Consider the following 22,732-nt stretch of genomic DNA (forward strand, 5'->3'; position numbering starts at 1 on the left):
GGACATGGAAAGGACCATGTCCAGCGTAAGACAACTGATAAATTTTATCAAAATAAGTGAAAACCCCACTTTTACTTGAAGTAAAGGTGGGGTTTGTCTACGGTCTGAAACCTCCTTTTCAAAAAAAGGAGGTTTTAGATTTTTGACAAAGGGCTAAAATGATCTTTATTTTAGCCCTTTGTCTTCTTTTCAGCGTGTTTTATCCAAATCGGACAGGCACAAGTGATGGAATCAAATACTCTCCAACAATGCTCCAGAGCAGTGCAATGATCATCAACTCAACCAATAAAAATACCCAGCCAGCATACATTAAATCTCCACGGACGGCTTTATGCTCTGATTGAATCGAGCGAAAGAGCACAACTGCAATCAACTGAAGACCGAAAAATATCATCATGGATAAAATAACTGTTACATATGGAATATTCAGTATGGAAAACACAAGCCAAAAGATAGATAAAAGAAGCACCGGCACAAGCGCCGCTCCAAACTTCATAATGACTTCTTTCAGCGATATGTTTCCTTTCAACATGTACTTGCTGAGCACCCAGACCGTAAGCATCATCAATGTCAACAGGATGAGTGTAAAGATAGCTACATTCAAAAAAGCTTCACCAAAGGAATAATGAATGCCAAAGCCTAATAAACGGGTCTTTGATGCCTTTAATTGAACATAGTTGCCTAAAGCAAAAAACACGCTGAAAAACACAATTGAAATCCAGGCATACTTCATGCGTAATGTTTCCGCTTGATTCATGCCTTGACTCGGGGATTTTAACATCGCAAGTCCATATGAACCATAACGCTGAAACGCACCGCCTACACTTCTCATTATGCGCTGAATGGCTGAACGCTCATCATCATGTGCTTTTGAGGTTCTTCCTCGTTTTGCAGCGCTGCGGCTGAGGCGAGATTGTCTTGTTTCTTGATCTATTGATGGCTCTTCATTTTTCATTTCAGGTGTGACTTGCTCTTGATCTTTCTCTAACACCTCATATCAACTCCTATCCCAACCCAATCCGAACAAGCTCAATGAAGTGACCTGTCCGGATGACTCCTAACTAAAGTAGCGGAGTCTCTCGATTCAGTCAAGATTCCTTGACCTTCTCATACGATTAGACGGATAAAAGGCAGCAGAGGTTTTAAAATGGCAAGAAAATAAGACAAAACAAAAAACAGCAGCTTCCATGAGCTGCTGCTTCAGCGTGTAGACAAACCCTTTGTCTACAATTAATGATTTAAGAAAGCAAAATATAGAATAAAGATGACAAACAATCCGTACATAATTGGATGTACTTCTTTTGCTTTTCCTTTAAAGATCATTGTAATGGGATAGAAAATGAAACCAATCGCAATCCCTGTCGCAATGCTGTATGTGAGTGGCATCATAATCATCGTGAGGAAGGCTGGTACCGCAATTTCAAAACGATCCCATGCAATCTTTGCAAGCGGTGCTACCATCAATACCCCGACAATGATCAAGGCAGGTGCGGTCACATTCGACGTGACGACAGATAAAAGTGGTGAGAAGAACATCGCAAGCAAGAAGAAGATACCTGTCACGACTGCTGCAAAACCAGAACGAGCACCAGCTGCAACACCTGAGCTAGATTCAACATAAGACGTCGTGGTTGATGTTCCAAGGACAGAACCTACAACGATAGAAGAAGAATCCGCTAGCAGGGCTCTTCCTGCACGCGGCAGCTCATTATTTTTCATTAAACCAGCTTGTGTTGCAACAGCCACAAGTGTACCAGCTGTATCAAAGAACCCAACGAACAGGAACGTTAAAATGACAACAAGCATTTGGATCGAGAAGATCTCTGGTAAGTGAATCAAGGCTTGACCAAAGGTCGGAGATAAACTTGGAATACTTCCTACAATTTGAGATGGTATTGGCACAAGACCAAAAATCATCCCTGCAATAGCCGTCACAAGCATCCCAATGAAGACACCTGCATTCACTCGAAGAACCATTAAAATGACAGTTACAACAATACCAAACACCGTTAACAGCACAGGACCACTATGAATGTTTCCAATAGAAACGAGTGTATTATCATTATTGGCGATAATGCCAGAGCCTTGCAGACCCACAAACGTAATGAACAAACCAATACCAGCACCAACAGCCAGCTTCAGATCAGCCGGAATGGCATTGATGATTTTTTCACGGAGACCTGTTAAAGAAAGTGCAACGAAAATCAATCCTGAAACAAAAACACCTGATAATGCCGCCTGCCATGAGATGCCCATGCCAAGAACGACCGAGAAGGCGAAGAACGCATTCAGCCCCATACCTGGTGCAATCGCAATCGGATACCTGGCGATCAATCCCATCAGGAAACACCCTGCTGCAGAAGCTAACGCCGTAGCTGTAAAGACAGCCCCCTGATCAATTCGTAATTTATCTGGAAAATCCGGTACTGCCACTAAAGCAAGTGTGATCGGATTGACAAACAAGATGTAAGCCATCGACAAAAATGTCGTTAAACCGCCGATGATCTCTCTGCGATAATTCGTTCCTAACTCATCAAACTGAAAAAACTCTTTCAAAGCCAACTGACTCCCTTCATGTCCTTTTGCTTTTGTCTGTCCCATTCACAAGTCAAATAAAAAACGCCCCAACAGTTTGGGACGCTTGACTACAAGTGTGAATTCAGACGTGACATAAAACAAGAACAATGCATGATTTATATCAAACGAGTGTGAATTGACGTAGTCAAGCCATTTACGGTAGCTTGGTAGAAACTTGCGGGCCATATCCCCGCCATTATACGACTTCTATCTATTTGATTTCTGTGTCTATTGTACCAACTTCATTTTTAAAACACAATACGAAAAGCGAACATTTTTCAAAGAAATGTCCGCTTCATTCGTCTTATTAAACGAAATTGGAAAATCGTATCTAGTTCTTTATATTTCTTGTCTTGAATTAGAAAAACATTCGAAATCGCTAAGAAACTCAGAGTAAGCATCAAAATGAAAGCGAATGTTCCCAACAGGGAAAATCAAGGTATAATCTCTCAAAAATTTAGCGCATTACTTTTTAATTATTTCAATACGGTACAATTTATCTTCATTAAAGAAAAATTCTAGGAGAAGTCGTTCATCTTTATCTTGATATTGAATTCCTGTCTCATACCCTTCTACAAACCAAAGATTTTTGTATTCTTCCCCATACATTTTTATTACATCCTGAAACGTATCGTAAATCTTAATACCTTTTGATGTTTTAATTTTTTGGTCTTGTGATTGGTTAGTAATGGAGATTATATGATCATCTTTATTAGATGTTACTAAAAAATCCCCATCTCCCTTTTTTGAATATACGACTTCATTATCAGATGAAAATTGATCACTTTTCTTAAGTATATGATTATCAATCTCTTGCCCAATTTTAAAACCGCCTAATGATTCGTCTTTAAGAGATACTGAATGAAAATTCACAAAAAATAATACATAAAGAACAATTATTATTGTTAAAAACAAAACACTTATTATTGAAATTAATTTCAAATCTAGAAAATTCTTTAAACTTTAACCCTTGTTCTATAGAAATGTAAAATAAATAAAAAAAGGGACAATAACACAGCAAATATCAAATAAATCACAATATGTTTCTTAACAAAGTAAGCGTCAAATAGACCCCACCTATATTTTAGATGGAGCCTGAGTTATTATTTAGTTAGCAATTTAAAAGAAATACAAGGTAGTGTCGTTGACCACGGAAGTATTCGGTCAAGGTTATTATTATCTGTCAACTCCATATTAGGAAGCTGCTCAAATAGATAGCGAAGATAGTAATAAGGATTTAATCCATTTGCGATCGCTGTCTCCACGATACTGTAAATGATGGCACTGGCTCTTGCACCATTTGGTGTATTACTAAAAAGCCATGCCTTCCTTCTAACCTTGTTCGCTTTTCCTATGGATGTTGATTAACGACTAGCCTTTGAAGTTTCTTTTTTGACTGGAATGGTTACAGTTATATCTTTGTGTGGTGCCAACTGGTTCAGGTTTGACAAATCAAGATAAAGCCCATAATCTTTAAATGAAAAATGATTTAATGATAAATTGTCTAACTCCTTCACATCAAATTCAAAGGTGGATTGCATAGAAGCTGTCTTGACATTAGTCACCTTCGCATTGTTCCCCTTCAAGTAATAACCATTTTCATAATCCACTTCAGGATTTTTCCAAGATTTAAGTTTTTCAACATCGCCTAGTCCAATGAATTCACCGACATTTTTTAACCTATCTTTATCTAACTCGCCCCCATCTACTCCAGTAAATTGATAATCAACTATCACAGAACGCCCTTTTTGCTCGATTTTATTGATTTTAATCCCAATCCCATAGTGCTTTGTCTTGAGCTGAACAGGCAGCTTTGTCTGAAGAGGAATGATTTTGCTTTCTTCATGTTCTACCCACAAACTAGTGAAAAATGTTAGTTTTGTCGCCTTTGGATCGATTGGCTGATTTAAGATTGTCATATGATTTATTCTAGTTTTTTTGTTTGAAAGTTGTTTTCTCTCTAATGTTGTTCCACGCTCAAGCCTGTATTCATTTCCTAAATTGTCTCTCATTCTATCTATTAAAACCTCATCATCTTTTGCGACACCATGATAATCAATCGCATATTGAATCACAGAGGAATTCACTCCATTTTCCACCTTTATATCTCTCAACTGATAACGACCATTTAATATGGAAACGTTTTTTTGTCCAGCTAATAAAGTGGTTTTTTGATTGACCACAGGTAATTCAAAGCGCCAATTCCCTACAATATCTCCGATTTTAGAGATGACAAGTGGTGCTTTTTGACCTTGTTTAATCATCTTCCCATTTGTATAGACTTCCATCTGCCCAACATAGCGGCCATCTTTCAACTTTTTTAATCCCTCATTATCTTCACTTGGTTGGAAATTCTCATCTATATGATCTTTATCAATTCTGAACGGTATGAAATCTTCTTTTGTATTGAAGTTCTCTACAGTAAACGTATAAACAAGCCGCCCTGCATCATAGTACACACTGTTTACTTTCACGGTGATCCCTCGTGATTCAGCCTCCTCATTGACATGCTTCACCAAATCACTATGAAATAGAGACATTCCTACTTTATCGTGAAACATCATATAAAACTGTCCAACAAACGGAACACGAGCCATCGCTGTATTAAGAGAAGGAAAAAGGAAGCCTGATGAAAAGTAAAGAACGATGAGAACGATGACAGAGTATATTGGCATTCTCCAATTCCATGTGAACCAACGTCTTTTCTTTTCCGCTTTCACATCCCCGATGGCTTGACGAATTGCAGAGGTCAATTCAATTTTGGGTACATCAATCTTTTCATAGAGCTTTTTCATTTCTTTTTGTTCCATTGACACTCTCCTCCTTTTCTAACGTTTGCTTTAATAACTTTCTTGCTCGATACAAATGAGTTTTGATTGTTCCTTCAGGCACACCAATATGCTCAGAAATCATCGAAATCGTATAATCTTGAAAATAAAATAGCTGAATCACGAGCTGATATTGCTCATCCAACACATCAAGTGCATGTTTTAAATCTAGCTTGTCTTCCAAAAAATCATTTTGCTCAACACTTTCATGGTGCTGCTCAAACGGAACAACATCTTGCTGCTTTTTCTTCATCGCAAAAATCGTATGAATCAAAATACGAGTCAGCCAGCTAGAAAAATAAGCTGGTTCTTTCAAGCCAGATAGATGCTTAAACGCTTTAAATACCGTCTCTTGAACAGCATCTAACGAATCTTCTTTATTTCTTGTGTAGAGAAAAGCGGTTTTATATAAACGCTCCTGATACATCAGCATTAATTTCTCAAATGCTGGGACATTCCCTTTTTGTGCTTTTTTAATTAGACGCACTTGCTTCATCTCACTCACACCTCCTACACCTGTTAGAGCAAGCTTTCTCTCAAACGGTTTCAACAAACGAAAATTTCTTTTACTTAGCATATGTCGGACAAAAACAGAAAAAGTGAAGAATGGAGTCGAAAGATCAACTTGAACATTTGATATAATGGAAGAAATATCTAAAAAAAAAGGAGGATATTGATTGTTTCTATTTGAAGAACCCGCATGTGCTAGCTGTCAGAAAAAGATAGAAGGAAACGAAGAAGTGTACGTCAAACTGATCTACCCAAAGGGACGAGGGATGACAGAGGTGAAGGCTTGGCTTAGGAATGGAGGGGGTTTTTATTGTAAGGCGTGTACAGAACAAAAGACATCACATGGAGGATAAACACATGAACAAAATCACTTTTCCGCAATCATTTCCAACAATACATACCGAAAGACTGATCTTAAAACAAGCAACGATCGCAGATGCTGAGGATATGCACATCTACTTATCAAATGAAACCGTGTGCCGCATGTATTCTTTTTGATCAAGTATCTATTGTATAAAAAGATTCTCTTTAAAGTGAAAACGGCTTTTCTGAAATAATCAATAGAAGAAAAATATAACCAGCTAGCATAGCACAGCCATTGAAGATATAAATGTTCATAAGATCGGTTATTTCTTTGATGAATATATGAAGACCTGCACTTGCTGGGATTATTTTATTCTTACTCCCACTCCGTGATATCTAAGACATGATTTGTTGAATAAAGCATTTTGGATTGTTTATAGTTCTTTGTTTTAGTATAAGTTAACTGCTAATTTATTCAGCGCTTAAACTACCGATTGTTTCGCAGCAAAAAGGCCCGCTTAAGATACATCTCTACAAAACAAAAACGAAGTTCTATTCACTATCACGTTATCTTTTTAGCTACCATTCATTAAAAATTTAGAGTTGAAAAAGGTTTGGAAACATGATTTTGTTAAGATCAATAAGATAGATGTGTATAGAAAAGATAATAAGAGCATAAGAAAGAAGCTTTTTTCAATTCGCAAAATCTACCTTAGTAGAAAAGTTTTCTTAGAAGATACTTAACAGATAAAAATATCATTTACACAAATGAGTATACACAAAAAACCGTTTTTTAAAAATTGTTCCATTGAAAATAATAGAAATGTTGAATTTGAGAATAGACATTTATTTCTCATTCATTACTATCTGGCTTTTATTTATGACTGGTTTGCGTTTTGGAGAGGCTCAAGCACTTAGAATGGGATAGTGATTTGGATCTTCAAAATCAACTTTTACAGTAAGTAAATCTATGTACTACAAAAATGCAAATGAATGTTATCTAACCGAGCCAAAAACAGTAATCGAGTAATAGCGTTAGATGATGATACAATAAAAATTTTAAATGAGTGAAAAATCTACAACATAAAAATATTCCATCTAATTATGTACTTTCTTATAATAGTTTGCCAATTAATAAAAGTGCTACGTATCATATCATAGACCAGCATTCAAGGCTTGCTGGCGTTCATAAAATTAAAAACACACGCACTAACACACTCTCACGCCTCGTTACTTATCTCAATGGGAGAAAATGCCCTTGTGTTTGTGATAGGCTCGGTTATGAGGACTTAAACGACATTAGGCACATACGGCCACCTTTACCCTAATAACAATAAAGAAGTAGTTGAATTGTCTAATATGATGTCTATTACTATAAATGGAGCAAAGAGGAAACTAACAGGTAATTAGTATGTAAAGCGTAAAGGTAGTTTAGATACAGAACAAAACCTAGAGCTTACAACTAAAAAAGGCTCTAGGTTTACAATAATTAATAAACTTTTTGCAAACATACGTTTCGCGCGGTAGTTGACGCGCCATAATTAAAATGCTAAAATAGTTATTGTGATACTAAGAAATCAGATAACTTCTTTACATTTGCCTTTTGGAGTTCGTCTTTGAGGTACTGATTACCAATAGTATTTAAAATAGCTTTATAATCATTTTCAAATGATGTCATACTTAATTGAACTCCTAATTCTTCCCAAGATTGATAGGCAAGAGTTTGGAATGCTGAATTAGCATTTATAAGAATTTCATGAATTTCTTCACTATGTTCATTTAGGTTTGTAACAAATTTTGGAAAGTGCACATCATTATAAATATATTTGTTTCCAGCTGAAAAGAAGTCTCTGAAATCGGTGGCATAATAATAGTAAGTTCCAATTAAATATTCAGCACTTCTTAAATACTTATCACGATTCTTTCCTTTGCCATCTTTAATATGGTCTTGTGGGAACAATATTAGCACTTCTGCAAGTGTTCTGACTTGTTCTTCTTTGTTCAAACTTTTTATTAGTATTGGGCTTAAAGAATCTTCTGACTGAGGAACGAACCATTTAACACCTTTTGTATTATTCCGTAAATATTCTTGGAGAAAAGATACTTTTTGTCCTTCTGTCATATTACAAAGAGATTTATATTCATCGGCATTCTTGAATACACTCTCTGTAGTATCCATGCTTATCTTAAATCTAGGACTATGAGTTACCATAATGTTTGAGGTCGTTTGCCAATATGGTCTATATTTTATTTTAATTTTGGGCTCCACCTTGTTGTTAGTTCCAAAGAAAACATAAATTTCTTTATATTCTTCGTCACTAATACTTTCAAAAACAGAATTTCCATTCGTATCCCATGAACCGTTATTTCTGCTTTTCAGTTCTAAACCGTATCGTTCTCCGTTTAGAATTAAATCCATATCTGGAAAGTGATGACCTAGATGAACTTTCTTTTCTAAAACATCAGAATCAGAAATCTCTTGTTTAACTTTATCTACAATTTTTGGAACTAATTTTTCAAACCCATTGTTATTACCTTGACTTACAAGATATTCAGAAGAAACTTCTTTAATAGCTTCTATTTCGTTCTTCATCATTTCTAAAATTTGTTTATTATTCATATTAACCACCGTTCTAAAAATGAAAGGAATTATATTATGTCAAAAACATACTATTACGATAATTGTAACACAATAAACGCTTTTAAAGTTGAAGTTTCCAATAATTCAACTCCTTTAAATGTTGTTAGTTTATTTTCTGGTGCTGGAGGTATGGATTTAGGATTTATTGGTAATTTTGATTACTTAGGAGTACATTATCAAAAAAATCCGTTTAATATTGTTTTTGCTAACGACATTTTTAAGCAAGCTGCGGATGTCTATGAGGATAATTTTCATCATAAGGTTGAAAGAAGAAGTGTGATTGATTTAGACATGGAAAAAGATATGCCTAAAATTGATGTTGATATTGTACTCGGAGGATTTCCATGTCAAACATTTAGTTATGCTGGAAAACGTGGAGGATTGAGCGATCCAAGAGGACAACTTTATTTACAAATGATTAGGGTAATCAATCATTATCACCCTAAAATGTTCATTGCTGAAAATGTCGATGGTATTAGAAATTCAAGAAAGAATGAGGCGGGGATTGATATTGACCGTTCTGCTCTCGACACAATTCTTAGTGATTTTGATAATGCTGGTTATAATGTTCAATATCATTTACTTACTGCCGCAGATTATGGAGTTCCGCAAATGCGTAGACGAGTTATTATTATGGGAATTCGTAAAGACTTAGGAGATATATCTGATGAATATTATCCAGAAAAGCTGTACGATGAAACTGGAGAATTAACTGGTCAAAAGTGGCGTTCTTCTAAAGATGGTATTGATGATATTTGGGATAAAGTAAATGACCCAACAATTCCAAATCATACTTCTCGTGATATTTCCAAAGCTAAGTTTTACCCTGGGAAGAAAATGCAAGGTAACAACAAGATTTCTGGGGATAGACCAGCTCCAACGATAAGAGCCGAACACCACGGGAATATTGAAGCACATTATAGAACAACCCTTAAAGATAGGGAAGATATGGCTGGTTGGCGTAGATTATCAGTAAGAGAATGCGCTAGACTTCAATCGTTCCCCGATAGTTATATTTTTACTACAAGTGCTAGTAGCGCATACAAAGCTATCGGAAATGCTGTTCCTCCAGTTATGGCATGGCATATTGCTCGCACAGTATATCATACACTTTCAAATTTAGATTTAGTGAACTCTAAAGACAAAGAATTTATTGTTATCAAATAATTGACGCTAGAAATAATTTAGATTGTTTGCAGATACAACAAAAAAGAGCCTAGAACCCTTATATAAACCAAGGATTCTAAGCTCTTTATTATTACTCCCACTCAATCGTAGCAGGCGGCTTACTCGTAATATCATACACCACGCGGTTAATATGCTTTACTTCGTTGACGATACGAGTTGAGATCTTCTCAAGCACATCCCAAGGGATTCTTGCCCAGTCACTCGTCATACCATCAATAGAGGTAACAGCACGGATACCAATTGTGTAGTCGTATGTTCTTGCGTCACCCATGACACCTACGCTGCGGATGTCTGGGAGGACCGTGAAGTATTGCCAGATGTCGCGCTCAAGGCCGAAGTTAGCAATTTCTTCGCGGAGAATCGCATCAGATTCACGGACGATTTCTAGTTTTTCTTCAGAAATTTCACCTAGTACACGGATACCTAGTCCTGGACCTGGGAATGGCTGTCTCCAGACGATGTCGTCAGGAATGCCTAGCTCTGACCCTAAGGCACGGACTTCATCCTTGAATAGGGTATTGAGTGGCTCAATCAATTCAAACTGCATGTCTTCTGGAAGACCGCCTACGTTGTGGTGAGATTTGATTGTTTGTGCCGTTGCTGTTCCGCTCTCAATGATGTCTGTGTAAAGTGTTCCTTGTGCTAAGTAGTCGATTCCTTTTAGCTTGTCCGCTTCATCATCGAATACATAGATGAATTCGTTCCCGATGATTTTACGTTTTTGCTCAGGATCAGACACACCTTTTAACTTGTCTAAGAAACGATCTTTCGCATCTACTTTAATCACGTTCATGTTGAAACCTTCACTAAATGTTTTCATAACCCCTTCTGCTTCGCCTTTACGAAGAAGACCGTGGTCAACGAAAATACATGTCAGCTGATCGCCGATGGCTTTGTGGATCAATACTGCCACAACAGATGAATCCACACCGCCGCTTAGTGCGCACAATACTTGTTTGTCGCCCACTGTTTCACGGATTTTCTGCATTTCGATTTCAATGAAGTTCTCCATGGACCATTTGCCCTCACAATCACACACACCGAAGACAAAGTTTTTCAATAGGTCGTTCCCGTACTCAGAGTGACGAACCTCTGGATGGAACTGAACGCCATAGAAGTTTTTCTCAGCTAAGCTTATCGCTGAGTTTGGACAATGTGCACTTGTTGCATCCACTGTAAAGCCTTCTGGTACTTCAACGACAAGGTCACCATGGCTCATCCAAACCACTTGCTTATTCGGAAGGTCTTTGAATAAAGCAGGAGTTCCGTTAATGTGGATATCTGCTTTCCCATATTCACGCTGGCTTGCCGCCTCTACTTTCCCGCCGAAATAGTGAGTCATCAGCTGCATGCCGTAGCAAATGCCTAGAACCGGGATGCCTAGATCAAAAATCTTTTCATCACAGCGGAAAGATCCTTCATCATAAACACTGTTCGGTCCACCCGAAAGGATAATTCCTTTAGGCGCCATTTCTTTAATTTTTTCAGCAGTTAAATTGTGAGGATGAAGCTCACTGTACACACCAAATTCACGAATACGGCGTGTGATCAACTGATTGTACTGACTGCCGAAATCGAGAACCAAGATCATTTCATTTACTAAATTTGTCATGGTGTCACCTCTATATCCAATATAGTTTTTTTATAAACGCACAGAAAAAATGAGAGGAGAAAACCTGCTCTCAGTGTGAAATCACGCTTTTGAAGCGCCCAGACTCATATCCGAACGCTTCAATTTCATGTATTTTAGAAGGTTTTAATATTCACCTATTCTAACAACAGGAAGGTACGCGGTCAAGACTATCTCTTGTTTATTAAATTTTCCCATAACTTTGCGGATTGCCGCCAAAGTTCTGACGCATCTTCTCGTCGATAAAACGCCCGCTCATAGAGCTGCGTAAGCTCTGACATGTGATGATCTCCATCGTTGCCATCTATCAAAGAAGCAAATTCTCTTAGCGTCATACCTGGCTTTTTTTCAATCCCCCTGCGCTTCAGCTGCTTTAGTAAGGAAGCATACGCATAGAAAAAGGCTTCCTCATCTGGCAGACGTTTCACCTTTCGAACAATGAAGAATAGCAGCCATCTTGCCCTGAATCGATACAGCATCCAGCTGATGAACCCAAGAAGGGAGACAGCACCTGCAACATATCCCATGATCGAACCAACATACACCATACTTGACTTTGTTTGAGCTGTTTGTTCCTTTGGCTCTGCCTGTTGCTCCTCCTGCTGCCGTGGCTGTTCTGGCTGCTGATCTTCTCGTGCATCATCAAACGTAGGCTGATCCTCGTCTTCCTTTTGATCATCCGTTTGATCGCTAGCAACAGCTTCATTTGTAATTGTCTCTGGGTTCATAAATCCTTTTGTCGGTTCAAAGGTCACCCAGCCCCGGTTTGGAAAATAGACCTCTACCCATGAATGTGCATTGTTATTGGTCACTTCATACACACTGTTTCCATCGATTTGTGTTTCATATAACTGACCAGACGTATATCCTTTCACCCATCTCGCCGGAATACCGATCGAACGAAGCATCACAATCATAGAGGTTGAAAAATTATCACAATAGCCGATCATCGTTTTAAATAAGAATTGATCCACATAATCTTCATTACGTCCAGGCACAGCGACATTTTGCGTTTCATATGAAAATTTCGCAGATTCTAAGTAATCCTCAATCGCTTTTGCTTTATCGTACATATTATCCTTTGTTTCCGTTAAGCTGTTTGCCAATGTTTTCACACGCTCTGGCAATGAGGATGGAAGCTGTAAATAAACACGTCCAACCTGCTGATTCACCTGCTGCTTAGTCGGCACTTTAATCTGCTGTAAATCCTCAAGGATAAATGTAGGTGATAAAAAGCTAATTTGATAGTTCCCTAAATTTTTAGGCGGGTTTTGAATAGACGGCACAATTTTTTCCGTCTTGCCCATCATTTGCAGCGGGATGTTTTCCATTGGCGTCAGTGTGATCGTACCAATCGGATAAACGGCATGATTAAATCGATAGTCAGGCTCCATATCGACTCTCGTTTCATGAACCTCTGTTTTCACACGCTCGGTAAACCATCGATTTGGGACATCGTCGTCTTTTAATTGAGTAGGCTTATTATCATTTGAAGCATCCTCCCAGCCTTTCCCCGTGTAAATGCTTTTTGTTTCTACACGAAAATAAGAAGGCTCCTTTCCGCTCCATTTAAATACTGGTGTGCGGTCCTCACTAAACGGCCCACCAAGATACGAATCGTCCGTACTATATCCCACCTTATTCTGCCCTGCTGTTCCATCTTGATTCGTGACCGCCTTAAAAAACGGTACAGGGTCAGGCCATTTCGGTTCAGACTTTGGCAAAGAAGCACCGATTAACGCTGATACGAGGACAAGCGCCAGCATGGGCAAGAACCAGTGAAAACGCGCTTTCTGTGACACCCGCACACCTTCAGCCGAACGCAGTCGATCGAAATACAGCAATCCAAGCAAACAAAAGCCAAACACCATAATTCGAACGATAGCAAAGGTCGCGTCATAAGGTGTAAACGTATCAAGGATTGTGACATACACAATCGTCATGAGTAAAAAGAAAAAGATGCGCTGCTGATAGACGACCCAATAATGAAGCAAATACACAAGCAGCCAAAGCAAAATATAAAACAACAATGTGCGGAAAGACGGATACATGTCACTCCACATTCCCATGCTCATTATAGTGATATTATCTTTGATATCAGCAAATAAAGCAGCCGGATAGCTTGTCTCTAATTGATAAAAGATCAAATATAAGGCAAGTAGAATAAGTCCAGCACATATAGGAAACGTCACATACCACTTCAGACGAAAGAAAGTGAACAAACTCGTAAGCCCTATAAAAATAATGAAATAAGACGTATGACTCGTCTCTGTTAAATCTTGAAGCGGACGAAGCCACTCCCAAAGCAGCAGAAATGCTACACAATAATAGAAGAACAACTCAAAACGACTCTGCCGCTGATGAGTATGCAGCATAAATGTTTGTCACCTCACAATTCTTTCATGCAACCGGTCTTCAAATAAAAGTGTGGTGCGTATTCCAGAAGCTTTTAACCGGTCTACAAGCTGTTTTTCTTTTGCCGTCAATCGGTCAACGGCTCTCTTCACTAAAAGAACGGTGATGTTCTTTCTGTTTCGATTTCCAAGAAGACTGGCAGCGAGCTCTTCCTGCAAATGACCCGTTACGACATATTTTCCTGTGTGCTGGTATTCACTCATTGCTAACGATTTCAATTCTAATAATCGAGAAGGCCGGTGCTGCACCCTTGTTAAATAATAGAGCATGTCCTGTAAATGCAGATCTCCTTGGTTCACACGAAAGGCATGCTGATCTCCAAGAGGAACGAGACCTGCCGGCATCCCTTTTTTGACAGCCATTTGGAGAACAGATGCCGCAATAGACACCACTGTCTCAAAAACGGCTTCATCCGTAAAATCAGCAAATACGACAAGATCCTTTGTCTGATTCTGTTCAAACTCCTTGGTCATCAGCTGACCTCTTTTAGCCGTCGTCTTCCAGTCCACCCAAGCAAAACGGTCTCCTTGCTGATATTCACGCACACCTGTTGTCACATTGATCGGTTCATTTACCCATGAGTGAACCGCTTTATCTCCATTTTCATTCACTGACTCAACAGATTCAACCGGAAAATCCAGTACCTTTGGATAGACGAGGAGCTTTTTTTCTAACGGAATGATCACCTCTTTTTCAACAAAACCAAACATATCGCCCGTTTTGATTCTGATCGCTGTCAAATGATGCTCCCCCCGCACGATATCATTCAATTGATAAGAAAATCGCCACGTTTTCCGAAACCACGGGAACAGCATTTTCTTCATTTCAATCTGTTCCTGCAAGTGGAAGGTGTCCGGCGAATCCTCAATAATGACGTAAACATACGGAAATGGATTCGACCGCTTGATTTCAAGGTCAACATACAACATTTCCCCCGCCTTCAACCTGGTATGCTTCAATGTCCTTTTGGCTGTCGCGCGAAGCGGAACAAGCGCAAACAGCAAAGCATACAAAGCATATGGTAAAAATGTATAAAAAAGGAACCAACTCACAAAGCCCCCCTGAAACATGGCATAGCAAAAGGCTGCCGTAGTGAGGATTACGAGCATAAAAACCCGTAACCATAATGAAACAAATAAACGGTCACGTGACTTCATTGAGTCATCGACTTTTGAACTGGTACGCCAATATACTCAAGCATCTGTCGTAGCAGTGTCTCCGCCTTCTTCCCTTCATACGTCGCTTCTGATGTCAAAATCATTCGATGCGGCAATGTATAGGGCGCCAAATACTGCACATCATCTGGAATCACAAAATCCCGCTGATTCAAAAGCGCATATGCCTGCGCTACCTTCATGAGTGCAATCGACCCCCTTGGACTCACACCTAAATAAACGGAGGGGTGATTTCTCGTTGCTTGGGCGATTTCCACAATATATTCTTTAATGGATGCATCCACATGTACTGTCTGTACGGCTTGCTGCAAAGCATGGATATGCTCCTTCGTTATCACGGCTTGGAGCGTGTCGATCGGGGATTGCTTCTCTTGCAAGTTGAGCACCTCTAGCTCCTCCAGCATGGTGGGATATCCCATCTGCAGCTTGAATAAAAAACGGTCCATTTGCGCTTCTGGCAGCGGATATGTTCCTTCATATTCCACAGGATTTTGCGTGGCCATGACAAAAAAAGGATTCGCAAGTGGCATCGTTTCACCGTCCACTGTGACACTGCCTTCCTCCATCGCTTCAAGTAGTGCTGATTGTGTTTTAGGAGAGGTCCGGTTGATTTCATCCGCCAAAATAATCTGCCCCATAATCGGTCCTTGCCTGAATTCAAACTCATTTGTCTTTTTATTATAAATCGATACACCTGTTACATCTGAAGGCAAAAGGTCAGGAGTGAATTGGATCCGCTTAAACTCACAGCTAATTGATTTTGCCAACGCACGAACCATCATTGTCTTCCCAACGCCAGGCACATCCTCTAATAACACATGCCCCTTTGCCAATATCGCAACAAGGCTTAATATCGCAATGTCTTTTTTTCCAACCATGACTTTATTGATGTTATCTACAATTTTTTGTAAATCTGAATGCATCGGTTCATCAAATGCCATCCTGATCCTCCTATCACGTTTCCGTCAATTTTCATATAGTCTAACTTTACCATACGACACGCATTTGCATAAACATCCGCACGGCAGAAACGAAAAAAAGTCTTCTCACGATGGAAAAGACTTCTTCATTTCTTTAGACGACTTGCTGGCTCCATATGAACATGAGAGTGTAAAATATCATGTTCTTTTTTCATCCTACGTTCGATTTCATCTGCAATATCATGGCTTTCTGAAATGTTCAAGTGCGGCTCTACCTCAACAACCACATCAACATGTACCGTACTCCCAAGATAACGAGCCTTAATATCCTTTAAATCGCCCACTCCTGGTGTCGCCTCAATGGTCTCTTTATACTTCGACATATCTTTTATATGAAAACCGTCGGTTAACGAATGAGAGGCATCTCTGAAAATGTCCCACGCCGTTTTACATATAATTAGGCCAATGACAAATGCAACAAGCGTATCCATCCATGCCAGCTGAAATTGTGAGGCGATGATCCCCACAAATGTACCGATGCTCACATACGCATCTGATTTATTATCAGCTGCTGCTGCATAAAGAGCCTGGCTATTGACCCGTTTGGACAGATTACGGTTGTATATATAAACACCGTACATCACAACAGCACTTCCTGCTGCCGTCCAAGCCGCAATCATATCAGGTGTTTGATGCTCAGATGAGAAAAGCGACTGGCCTGCACTCAGCAAAACCTGAAGCCCTACAAGCATCATAATAAAGGAAGCTACAAGGGACGCAATATTTTCTGCCCTAAAATGACCGTATGGATGATCTTCATCAGGTGGCTTCTGAGAAATACGGAGCCCCATTAACACGGCAAGCGATGCAATAATATCTGTCGTATTATTCAATCCATCCGCCGAAAGAGCTTCTGAATGAAACACATACCCAATGATGAGTTTGACAGCAGATAAGATCAAATAGGCAATGATGCTGACCCATGCACCTGTTTCACCTTGTCTTAATTCATTATAGCGCTCCATGTTGTACAGCGCCTCCTCACACACAGCTTTTCTATTATTTATTTTACAAAGCAAAGTCCGTGTGGGTCTACAGCAACATGATTCGCTTGCGTCATCAAAATAGGCTACATTGAAATGTGTTGACCTAAGCAAACTTATTTTTATCATGTTAATTGACCTCAAGACCTACTCTCATCAACCTTTATCCGATACACTCCGACATTTACATAAGAGCAACATTATTCTTTTGATAAATTATCAGAATCATTTTATTTTAAGACACAGCTTTCCTCGTTTCTTTCTTATGCTTTTTTAAGAATGAGCCGAGAAAATCGAGGGAACATAATCTCTCAAACTCTTTAAACTTTTTAACATCGTTAAGAAGTTTAAAATGTCATTTTGATAACCTGTCCAATGCTGAATGACAATTCATTTTGATAAAATTTAAAACATTCTAAAAAACAAATTCTCTATTGAAGAGAAATGTTTGGAGATAAAGTAATGTCCAACATGAAAAACGATCTTCTTAAAACAAGACATATTTTGCCGGGGTCATTGGGGAAGGGCTTAGACCACAGCTCATTTTGACGAGTATCATTACCATTGGTGTACTGGCTGCTTATTTTACCTTTAAACTGAATAAAAAAATGCCTACAAATGCAGCTCTTGAAAATAAACACCCTTGATTCTCCTGCTGAAAAGAGGGTTTTTTTATTTTATTCACCTATTTTGATGTCCGCACTTATAATGTATCAAACTGAATGTTAAGTGAGGATTAGACAACATGAACCTAGAAAAATTTGTTGACGAGCTGCCAATTCCAGAAGTAGCGGAGCCCGTCAAAAAGAACCCAAAACAAACTTATTATGAAATCGCCATGGAGGAGGTGTTCTTAAAAGTTCATAGAGACCTCCCTCCAACAAAGCTATGGACCTATAATGGCAGTTTGCCTGGTCCAACCATTAAAGCGAATCGAAATGAAAAAGTAAAAGTGAAGTGGATGAATAAACTACCGCTGAAGCACTTTCTGCCGGTCGATCACTCCATTCACCCTAATCATCATGATGAACCAGAAGTCAAAACGGTCGTTCATCTGCATGGCGGGGTTACACCACCTAGCAGTGACGGCTATCCAGAGGCTTGGTTTTCACGAGACTTTGAAGCGACCGGTCCTTTCTTTGAGCGGCAAATTTACGAATACCCAAATCATCAGCAAGCATGCACATTGTGGTATCACGATCATGCGATGGCATTGACGCGATTAAATGTGTACGCAGGCTTAGCTGGCTTTTACTTAATCTCAGATGCCTTTGAAAAGTCCTTAGAATTACCGAAAGATGATTATGATATTCCATTAATGATTATGGACCGTACGTTTCAGGAGGATGGCTCACTGTATTACCCAAGTAGACCAAACAACACGCCGGAAGATAGTGATATTCCAGCCCCCTCCATCGTGCCCTTTTTTTGTGGTGAGACCATTTTGGTCAATGGAAAAGTGTGGCCGTATTTAGAAGTAGAGCCTCGAAAATACCGTTTTCGCATATTAAATGCGTCCAATACAAGGACTTACGAGCTGCATTTAGACAATGATGCTACGATCTTGCAAATTGGATCTGATGGCGGCTTTTTACCAAAACCTGTTCATCACCAGTCCTTTAGCATTGCACCTGCTGAACGTTTCGATGTGATTATCGACTTTTCAGCTTATCAAAACAAAACGATCATTCTAAAGAATAAAGCAGACTGCGGGCAGGAAATCAATCCAGAAACAGATGCGAACATTATGCAATTTAAAGTCACACGTCGGCTAAAAGGAAGAGCACCTAAATCATTACGTCCAATCTCCAAGCAGCTTCCACCGCTTCGGCCGAGTCGAGCTGATAAAGAACGTACTTTGATACTTAGTGGGACGCAGGATAAATATGGCCGGCCTATTTTATTACTAGATAACCAATTTTGGAATGATCCCGTCACGGAAAATCCTCGACTTGGCAGTGTAGAGGTATGGTCTATCGTCAATCCAACAAGGGGCACACACCCCATTCATTTACACCTTGTTCAATTCAGAGTGATAGACAGAAGGCCATTCGATACAGAGGTCTATCAATCGACAGGAAAAATCGTATATACAGGACCGAATGAAGTACCGCCTTTGCATGAACAAGGCTATAAAGACACCATTCAGGCGCATGCTGGTGAAGTCATTCGGATCATCGCTCGATTTGTCCCATACAGTGGACGGTATGTGTGGCATTGTCATATTTTAGAGCACGAAGATTATGACATGATGCGGCCGATGGATATCATATAGTAAAAATGAAAACACTCTTCCATCACATGCGTAGAATCATATATTGAACAGGTTATTGATAAAGGGCTAAACGCCATCTATACATTAGCCCTTTATTTCCTTTTGACTTTCAGGTGCTAGATCATGAGCAGAAAGTTAATGAGATGTCTTTGTACATTCAAACTTAAAAAGTTGACGTAACAAACCGATAATACTACTATATACCCATTACCTATATCAAAATAGACATAAGAAACGGTGAGCGAACAAATGGAAAATTACGGTAAAAAACGGAGGAGTTCAATTTGAATCAAGAAAAAGAGACTTGCCAGGTCAAACAAAAAGCAGCGGCAGGTAAAATGGAGAAGCTTTCAATTCATGACAACGAGAGCATTCGATCAAACATTGAACAACTAACAATTGAACTCGGTGAACAAAAAGAATTCAATCACTTCATTTTAGATGAAAAACAGAAGGCGATCAGCACATTATCTGCCCTTATCGCAAAAGGCGATTGTGATGAAGAATTAAAAGCTCATTTTAAACAAGCATTACATATCGGACTCTCTGTCATAGAGGTCATGGAAATTATTAAGCACTGTACAAAAGTTGCCGGATTTCCTCATTCTATTAATGCCCTATTCATTTTTCAAAACTTACTAGACAAGAACACCAACTAAATAAGAGAAAACGAGAAGCCATCTGCCCTCTCGTTTTTTTATTTCCACTCATCTTACTCCCATTTTCCTACCATGTCATAGCAGCAAAATATGAAAATAGCGCACGCTTTCCTGCTGAAAAAACGACTTTTACTCTACAAATTCACATATTTCTCCTAATATCAAATGACAAAATAAAAAAACGTCCAGTTATATCACATAACTGAACGCATCCTTTAACGATTGACAGTGAAATTGTTAACAATCCCATCATCCTTCTCCCAAGCGGCTTCTACCTTCCTCTGCTTTATATCGTATTCAAAAATGGTTCTTACCTTCGCCTTTCGTCCGGTGTCATCCTTTAATTCCTTTGCGTTCTTTGCAACACCTAGGAAATAAACAGATGTACCATCCGTAGAGAATTGCGGCTGTGCAGCACTTAAAATATGCATATCCCGGCTGTTTTTAACAAGTGTATTCGTTTTTCCCGTTTCTATATCAAGCATCTTAATAGATGATACTTCTTTTTCCTTTCGAACCTTTATTTCTGTATAAATCAATTTCTTGTGATCTGGTGAAAATGAAATATCATTGATCGTTTGCAAAATGCTTGCAATCCGTTTCCCCTTTTCACCTGTTTGAAGGGTGATCTTCATGGTCGTTGGTTCAGGATCCATCCCTTTTTCATTGGCTTCATCGGTCTTCTGGTAATCTTCTTTTAATGAATAATGCTGAATGGCCAAAAGGTTTGAAGTCGGATCATATGCAAAAGAACTGACCGTATCATCATCGCTTTTTTCTGGGTACAACATCTTCACTTTGCGTTTTTCCAAATCAAAAGCTGCTACATAAAATTGCTCCCCTGAATCCTTGTTATACCTTAAATACAACTGCTTTCCGTCACCAGATAGCCTCATACTATCAATTGAATCTTCACTGGTAAACAGCGTTTTTTCTTGATCAGTTTTCACATTCAATTCGCGAATACTCACTTTTTGCGTATCTTCATCCGTATACGTGTAGTATAAAAGCTGTTTCGTAGAATCATAAGCAAGTGAAGGATACGCTGTTAGTTTCTTCGTATGAAGCGCCTGATCATGCAAAAAATATGTATTGTTTAACTGTTGATCCGTAAATGAAACAAGCAATTCGTCTTTTGCATCTTGATTCGTTTTGACTTCTCCCCCATGTTTCGCCTCTTGAGCCGGCTTTAGCATGAAAAAAATGACTGCCGCAATCACTGCGGCTCCCGTTATAATCCACCACGTTGATTTTTTCATTGACTTTCAGACCCTCTCTACAAGAAAAGAAGCCAGAAAATAAACTTTTCCCGCTTCTTTGCATGTCTATGTATTTAATAAGTGTAATGTCCTTTTACGACACCTTTACTTGTTTTATAGCCAAGTGCTTTGAATGCTTTCGGACTCACGTCTAATACAGCGTTTGGCATTCTACCTACATCATACTTATATACTGTAATCACTTTATGTGGTTTCGCTTTTGTTGTCACTCTTAGTTTTGTACCTTTTTTCGGTACGTCAAATCCCATTTTAGTTGCTGCATCCCAATGACCAAGTTTTTTTCCATCTGCACCTTTTTTACCTACACCATTATACCAAGTAATATTGCCGCTTACTTTTTTTGCACTTGCTCCATGTGAGAAACTAAACGCTAAAAATAAACTAGCTACTGTTACGATTGTCGTGATAAGCTTTTTATTCATTAAGAAATCCTCCGTATTTGGTTTCTGCACTTATTATACATGAAGATGCATCCAGTTTTTTTACAGTCACATTACAATTTGAATACAAGTTGACCACTTTATGACCGATGATGTTCATAAGTTTCACCAAAAACAGCCAGAAAATTGTAAGTAGACCCCTCTCTTTCATTTATATAATAAAAGTGAATTCAAATATAAGGAGGAAATTTTCATGAAAAGTGGTTAATATTATACTTCCGAAAAAAGCGACAATTAACAATGGATACACCCTGCTGTTGTAGAGAGTGGTATTTCAAAAACCCCTTCTGTCTACAAGGTCTTTCTTGTAGTGGATCGGCAAGTGGCAGTCAATACTGGAACAGCGAATACGATTCAAGCATTAAGGACGGTGCACGTGTCAACTTAAAGCTGATCATTAATGGAGATGGCATCACTTTATTTTCAATGGGAAATTGCGCTACAAGCAGCCTGTTGCCAATCCTAGACGCCTGAAAAACCTTGATGTTGTTAATGGTACACCGTGTGCCGGACAATGGGACAAACAGCTACTCAAAAGCAAGCTTCTCGAATGTACAGCTTCGTGCGGATACATTAGGGAACGTCTATAAAAAATAGGATGTTACCATCAAATCGTCTCTTCTACGTAAAAATCTAGAGTTAGGTGCTCCGGCTCCTAAATTTTCGGTACATTTTTCTATTCCACTGAGTACAACCCTTTCAGCACAATAAGAAAAAAGCGCCCAGCCTTGAAGTGCACCCCAAATATTAGACACAGTCTAACATTTGGAGGTGCTTTTCTTTGGCTAAATTTACAATTGAAGATAAAATCAAAGCGGTAAAACGATACCTCATTGACCGTGAGAGCT

17 protein-coding genes, 2 pseudogenes and 1 riboswitch are annotated in these 22,732 nt (G+C 38.9%); of the genes and pseudogenes, 5 read left to right on the top strand and 14 right to left on the bottom strand.

The window, feature by feature from the left end; all coding sequences use genetic code 11:
- Nucleotides 1–199: 199 nt before the first annotated feature.
- From LC033_RS13645 to LC033_RS13670, 6 genes and pseudogenes are all read right to left on the bottom strand, one after another.
- Nucleotides 200–991, bottom strand: a complete 792-nt coding sequence (locus tag LC033_RS13645; RefSeq protein WP_226569336.1) for a DUF6574 domain-containing protein — start codon at nt 989–991, stop codon at nt 200–202.
- A 239-nt stretch (nt 992–1,230) separates the two neighbouring features.
- Nucleotides 1,231–2,556 carry a hypoxanthine/guanine permease PbuG gene (locus LC033_RS13650; RefSeq protein ID WP_226569338.1) on the bottom strand — a complete coding sequence of 442 codons (1,326 nt, stop codon included), beginning with the start codon at nt 2,554–2,556 and terminating at the stop codon, nt 1,231–1,233.
- 143 nt (nt 2,557–2,699) lie between these two features.
- Nucleotides 2,700–2,801, bottom strand: a riboswitch (purine riboswitch).
- Nucleotides 2,802–3,042: 241 nt separating this feature from the next.
- On the bottom strand, nt 3,043–3,519 hold the full coding sequence (locus LC033_RS13655) for a hypothetical protein (RefSeq protein WP_226569340.1): 477 nt from the start codon (nt 3,517–3,519) through the stop codon (nt 3,043–3,045).
- 161 nt (nt 3,520–3,680) lie between these two features.
- Nucleotides 3,681–3,914 (bottom strand): annotated as a pseudogene (locus LC033_RS13660) (transposase domain-containing protein); the annotation flags it as partial.
- Nucleotides 3,915–3,941: 27 nt separating this feature from the next.
- On the bottom strand, nt 3,942–5,387 hold the full coding sequence (locus tag LC033_RS13665) for a DUF4179 domain-containing protein (protein ID WP_226569342.1): 1,446 nt from the start codon (nt 5,385–5,387) through the stop codon (nt 3,942–3,944).
- Nucleotides 5,356–5,901 (bottom strand): sigma-70 family RNA polymerase sigma factor, encoded by a 546-nt coding sequence (locus LC033_RS13670; protein ID WP_226569344.1) that lies wholly within the window; start codon nt 5,899–5,901, stop codon nt 5,356–5,358. Before LC033_RS13670 ends, LC033_RS13665 begins: the two co-directional genes overlap by 32 nt.
- A 181-nt stretch (nt 5,902–6,082) precedes the next feature.
- Between LC033_RS13670 and LC033_RS13675 the strand changes: the two genes are divergently transcribed.
- Together LC033_RS13675 and LC033_RS13680 are read left to right on the top strand one after the other, a co-directional pair.
- A complete protein-coding gene (locus LC033_RS13675) occupies nt 6,083–6,268 on the top strand; it encodes a Fe3+ hydroxamate ABC transporter substrate-binding protein (RefSeq protein ID WP_226569346.1) in 186 nt (61 codons plus the stop codon).
- 4 nt (nt 6,269–6,272) lie between these two features.
- A pseudogene (locus LC033_RS13680) lies at nt 6,273–6,398 on the top strand (GNAT family N-acetyltransferase); the annotation flags it as partial.
- Nucleotides 6,399–7,776: 1,378 nt separating this feature from the next.
- Here LC033_RS13680 and LC033_RS13685 read toward each other — a convergent pair.
- A complete protein-coding gene (locus LC033_RS13685; RefSeq protein ID WP_226569348.1) occupies nt 7,777–8,838 on the bottom strand; it encodes a hypothetical protein in 1,062 nt (353 codons plus the stop codon).
- A 36-nt stretch (nt 8,839–8,874) separates the two neighbouring features.
- On the opposite strand from LC033_RS13685, the gene LC033_RS13690 reads away from it, so the two are divergent.
- On the top strand, nt 8,875–10,026 hold the full coding sequence (locus LC033_RS13690) for a DNA cytosine methyltransferase (protein WP_226569350.1): 1,152 nt from the start codon (nt 8,875–8,877) through the stop codon (nt 10,024–10,026).
- 91 nt (nt 10,027–10,117) lie between these two features.
- Here LC033_RS13690 and guaA read toward each other — a convergent pair whose 3' ends face one another.
- The 5 genes from guaA to LC033_RS13715 form a co-directional block, all read right to left on the bottom strand.
- On the bottom strand, nt 10,118–11,659 hold the full coding sequence (guaA, locus tag LC033_RS13695; RefSeq protein WP_226569353.1) for a glutamine-hydrolyzing GMP synthase: 1,542 nt from the start codon (nt 11,657–11,659) through the stop codon (nt 10,118–10,120).
- A 188-nt stretch (nt 11,660–11,847) separates the two neighbouring features.
- Nucleotides 11,848–14,052 carry a transglutaminase TgpA family protein gene (locus LC033_RS13700; RefSeq protein WP_226569355.1) on the bottom strand — a complete coding sequence of 735 codons (2,205 nt, stop codon included), beginning with the start codon at nt 14,050–14,052 and terminating at the stop codon, nt 11,848–11,850.
- Nucleotides 14,053–14,061: 9 nt separating this feature from the next.
- Nucleotides 14,062–15,144 carry a DUF58 domain-containing protein gene (locus LC033_RS13705; protein WP_226569357.1) on the bottom strand — a complete coding sequence of 361 codons (1,083 nt, stop codon included), beginning with the start codon at nt 15,142–15,144 and terminating at the stop codon, nt 14,062–14,064.
- A gap of 101 nt (nt 15,145–15,245) precedes the next feature.
- Entirely contained in the window at nt 15,246–16,208 is a 963-nt protein-coding gene (locus LC033_RS13710) for an AAA family ATPase (RefSeq protein ID WP_226569359.1), read from the bottom strand.
- A gap of 125 nt (nt 16,209–16,333) precedes the next feature.
- Nucleotides 16,334–17,212 (bottom strand): manganese transporter MneS, encoded by an 879-nt coding sequence (locus LC033_RS13715; RefSeq protein WP_226569361.1) that lies wholly within the window; start codon nt 17,210–17,212, stop codon nt 16,334–16,336.
- A 763-nt stretch (nt 17,213–17,975) separates the two neighbouring features.
- Between LC033_RS13715 and LC033_RS13720 the strand changes: the two genes are divergently transcribed.
- Both LC033_RS13720 and LC033_RS13725 read left to right on the top strand, forming a co-directional pair.
- Nucleotides 17,976–19,505 carry a multicopper oxidase family protein gene (locus LC033_RS13720; RefSeq protein WP_226569363.1) on the top strand — a complete coding sequence of 510 codons (1,530 nt, stop codon included), beginning with the start codon at nt 17,976–17,978 and terminating at the stop codon, nt 19,503–19,505.
- A gap of 284 nt (nt 19,506–19,789) precedes the next feature.
- Nucleotides 19,790–20,164 carry a carboxymuconolactone decarboxylase family protein gene (locus LC033_RS13725; RefSeq protein ID WP_226569365.1) on the top strand — a complete coding sequence of 125 codons (375 nt, stop codon included), beginning with the start codon at nt 19,790–19,792 and terminating at the stop codon, nt 20,162–20,164.
- A 215-nt stretch (nt 20,165–20,379) separates the two neighbouring features.
- Here LC033_RS13725 and LC033_RS13730 read toward each other — a convergent pair whose 3' ends face one another.
- A complete protein-coding gene (locus LC033_RS13730; protein WP_226569367.1) occupies nt 20,380–21,423 on the bottom strand; it encodes a hypothetical protein in 1,044 nt (347 codons plus the stop codon).
- A 74-nt stretch (nt 21,424–21,497) separates the two neighbouring features.
- A complete protein-coding gene (gene walM, locus LC033_RS13735) occupies nt 21,498–21,866 on the bottom strand; it encodes a cell wall metabolism protein WalM (RefSeq protein WP_024424478.1) in 369 nt (122 codons plus the stop codon).
- Between the last annotated feature and the right edge of the window lie 866 nt (nt 21,867–22,732).

This window comes from Bacillus stratosphericus, from assembly GCF_020524495.1.
Taxonomy (GTDB): domain Bacteria; phylum Bacillota; class Bacilli; order Bacillales; family Bacillaceae; genus Bacillus; species Bacillus stratosphericus_B.

Coding starts and splice junctions, on each gene's coding strand:
- LC033_RS13665 (WP_226569342.1), bottom strand. CDS start 5,387: ATGGAACAAAAAGAAATGAAAAAGCTCTATGAAAAGATTGATGTACCC.
- LC033_RS13670 (WP_226569344.1), bottom strand. CDS start 5,901: ATGAAGCAAGTGCGTCTAATTAAAAAAGCACAAAAAGGGAATGTCCCA.
- LC033_RS13685 (WP_226569348.1), bottom strand. CDS start 8,838: ATGAATAATAAACAAATTTTAGAAATGATGAAGAACGAAATAGAAGCT.
- LC033_RS13690 (WP_226569350.1), top strand. CDS start 8,875: ATGTCAAAAACATACTATTACGATAATTGTAACACAATAAACGCTTTT.
- guaA (WP_226569353.1), bottom strand. CDS start 11,659: ATGACAAATTTAGTAAATGAAATGATCTTGGTTCTCGATTTCGGCAGT.
- LC033_RS13700 (WP_226569355.1), bottom strand. CDS start 14,052: ATGCTGCATACTCATCAGCGGCAGAGTCGTTTTGAGTTGTTCTTCTAT.
- LC033_RS13710 (WP_226569359.1), bottom strand. CDS start 16,208: ATGGCATTTGATGAACCGATGCATTCAGATTTACAAAAAATTGTAGAT.
- LC033_RS13715 (WP_226569361.1), bottom strand. CDS start 17,212: ATGGAGCGCTATAATGAATTAAGACAAGGTGAAACAGGTGCATGGGTC.
- LC033_RS13720 (WP_226569363.1), top strand. CDS start 17,976: ATGAACCTAGAAAAATTTGTTGACGAGCTGCCAATTCCAGAAGTAGCG.
- LC033_RS13730 (WP_226569367.1), bottom strand. CDS start 21,423: ATGAAAAAATCAACGTGGTGGATTATAACGGGAGCCGCAGTGATTGCG.
- walM (WP_024424478.1), bottom strand. CDS start 21,866: ATGAATAAAAAGCTTATCACGACAATCGTAACAGTAGCTAGTTTATTT.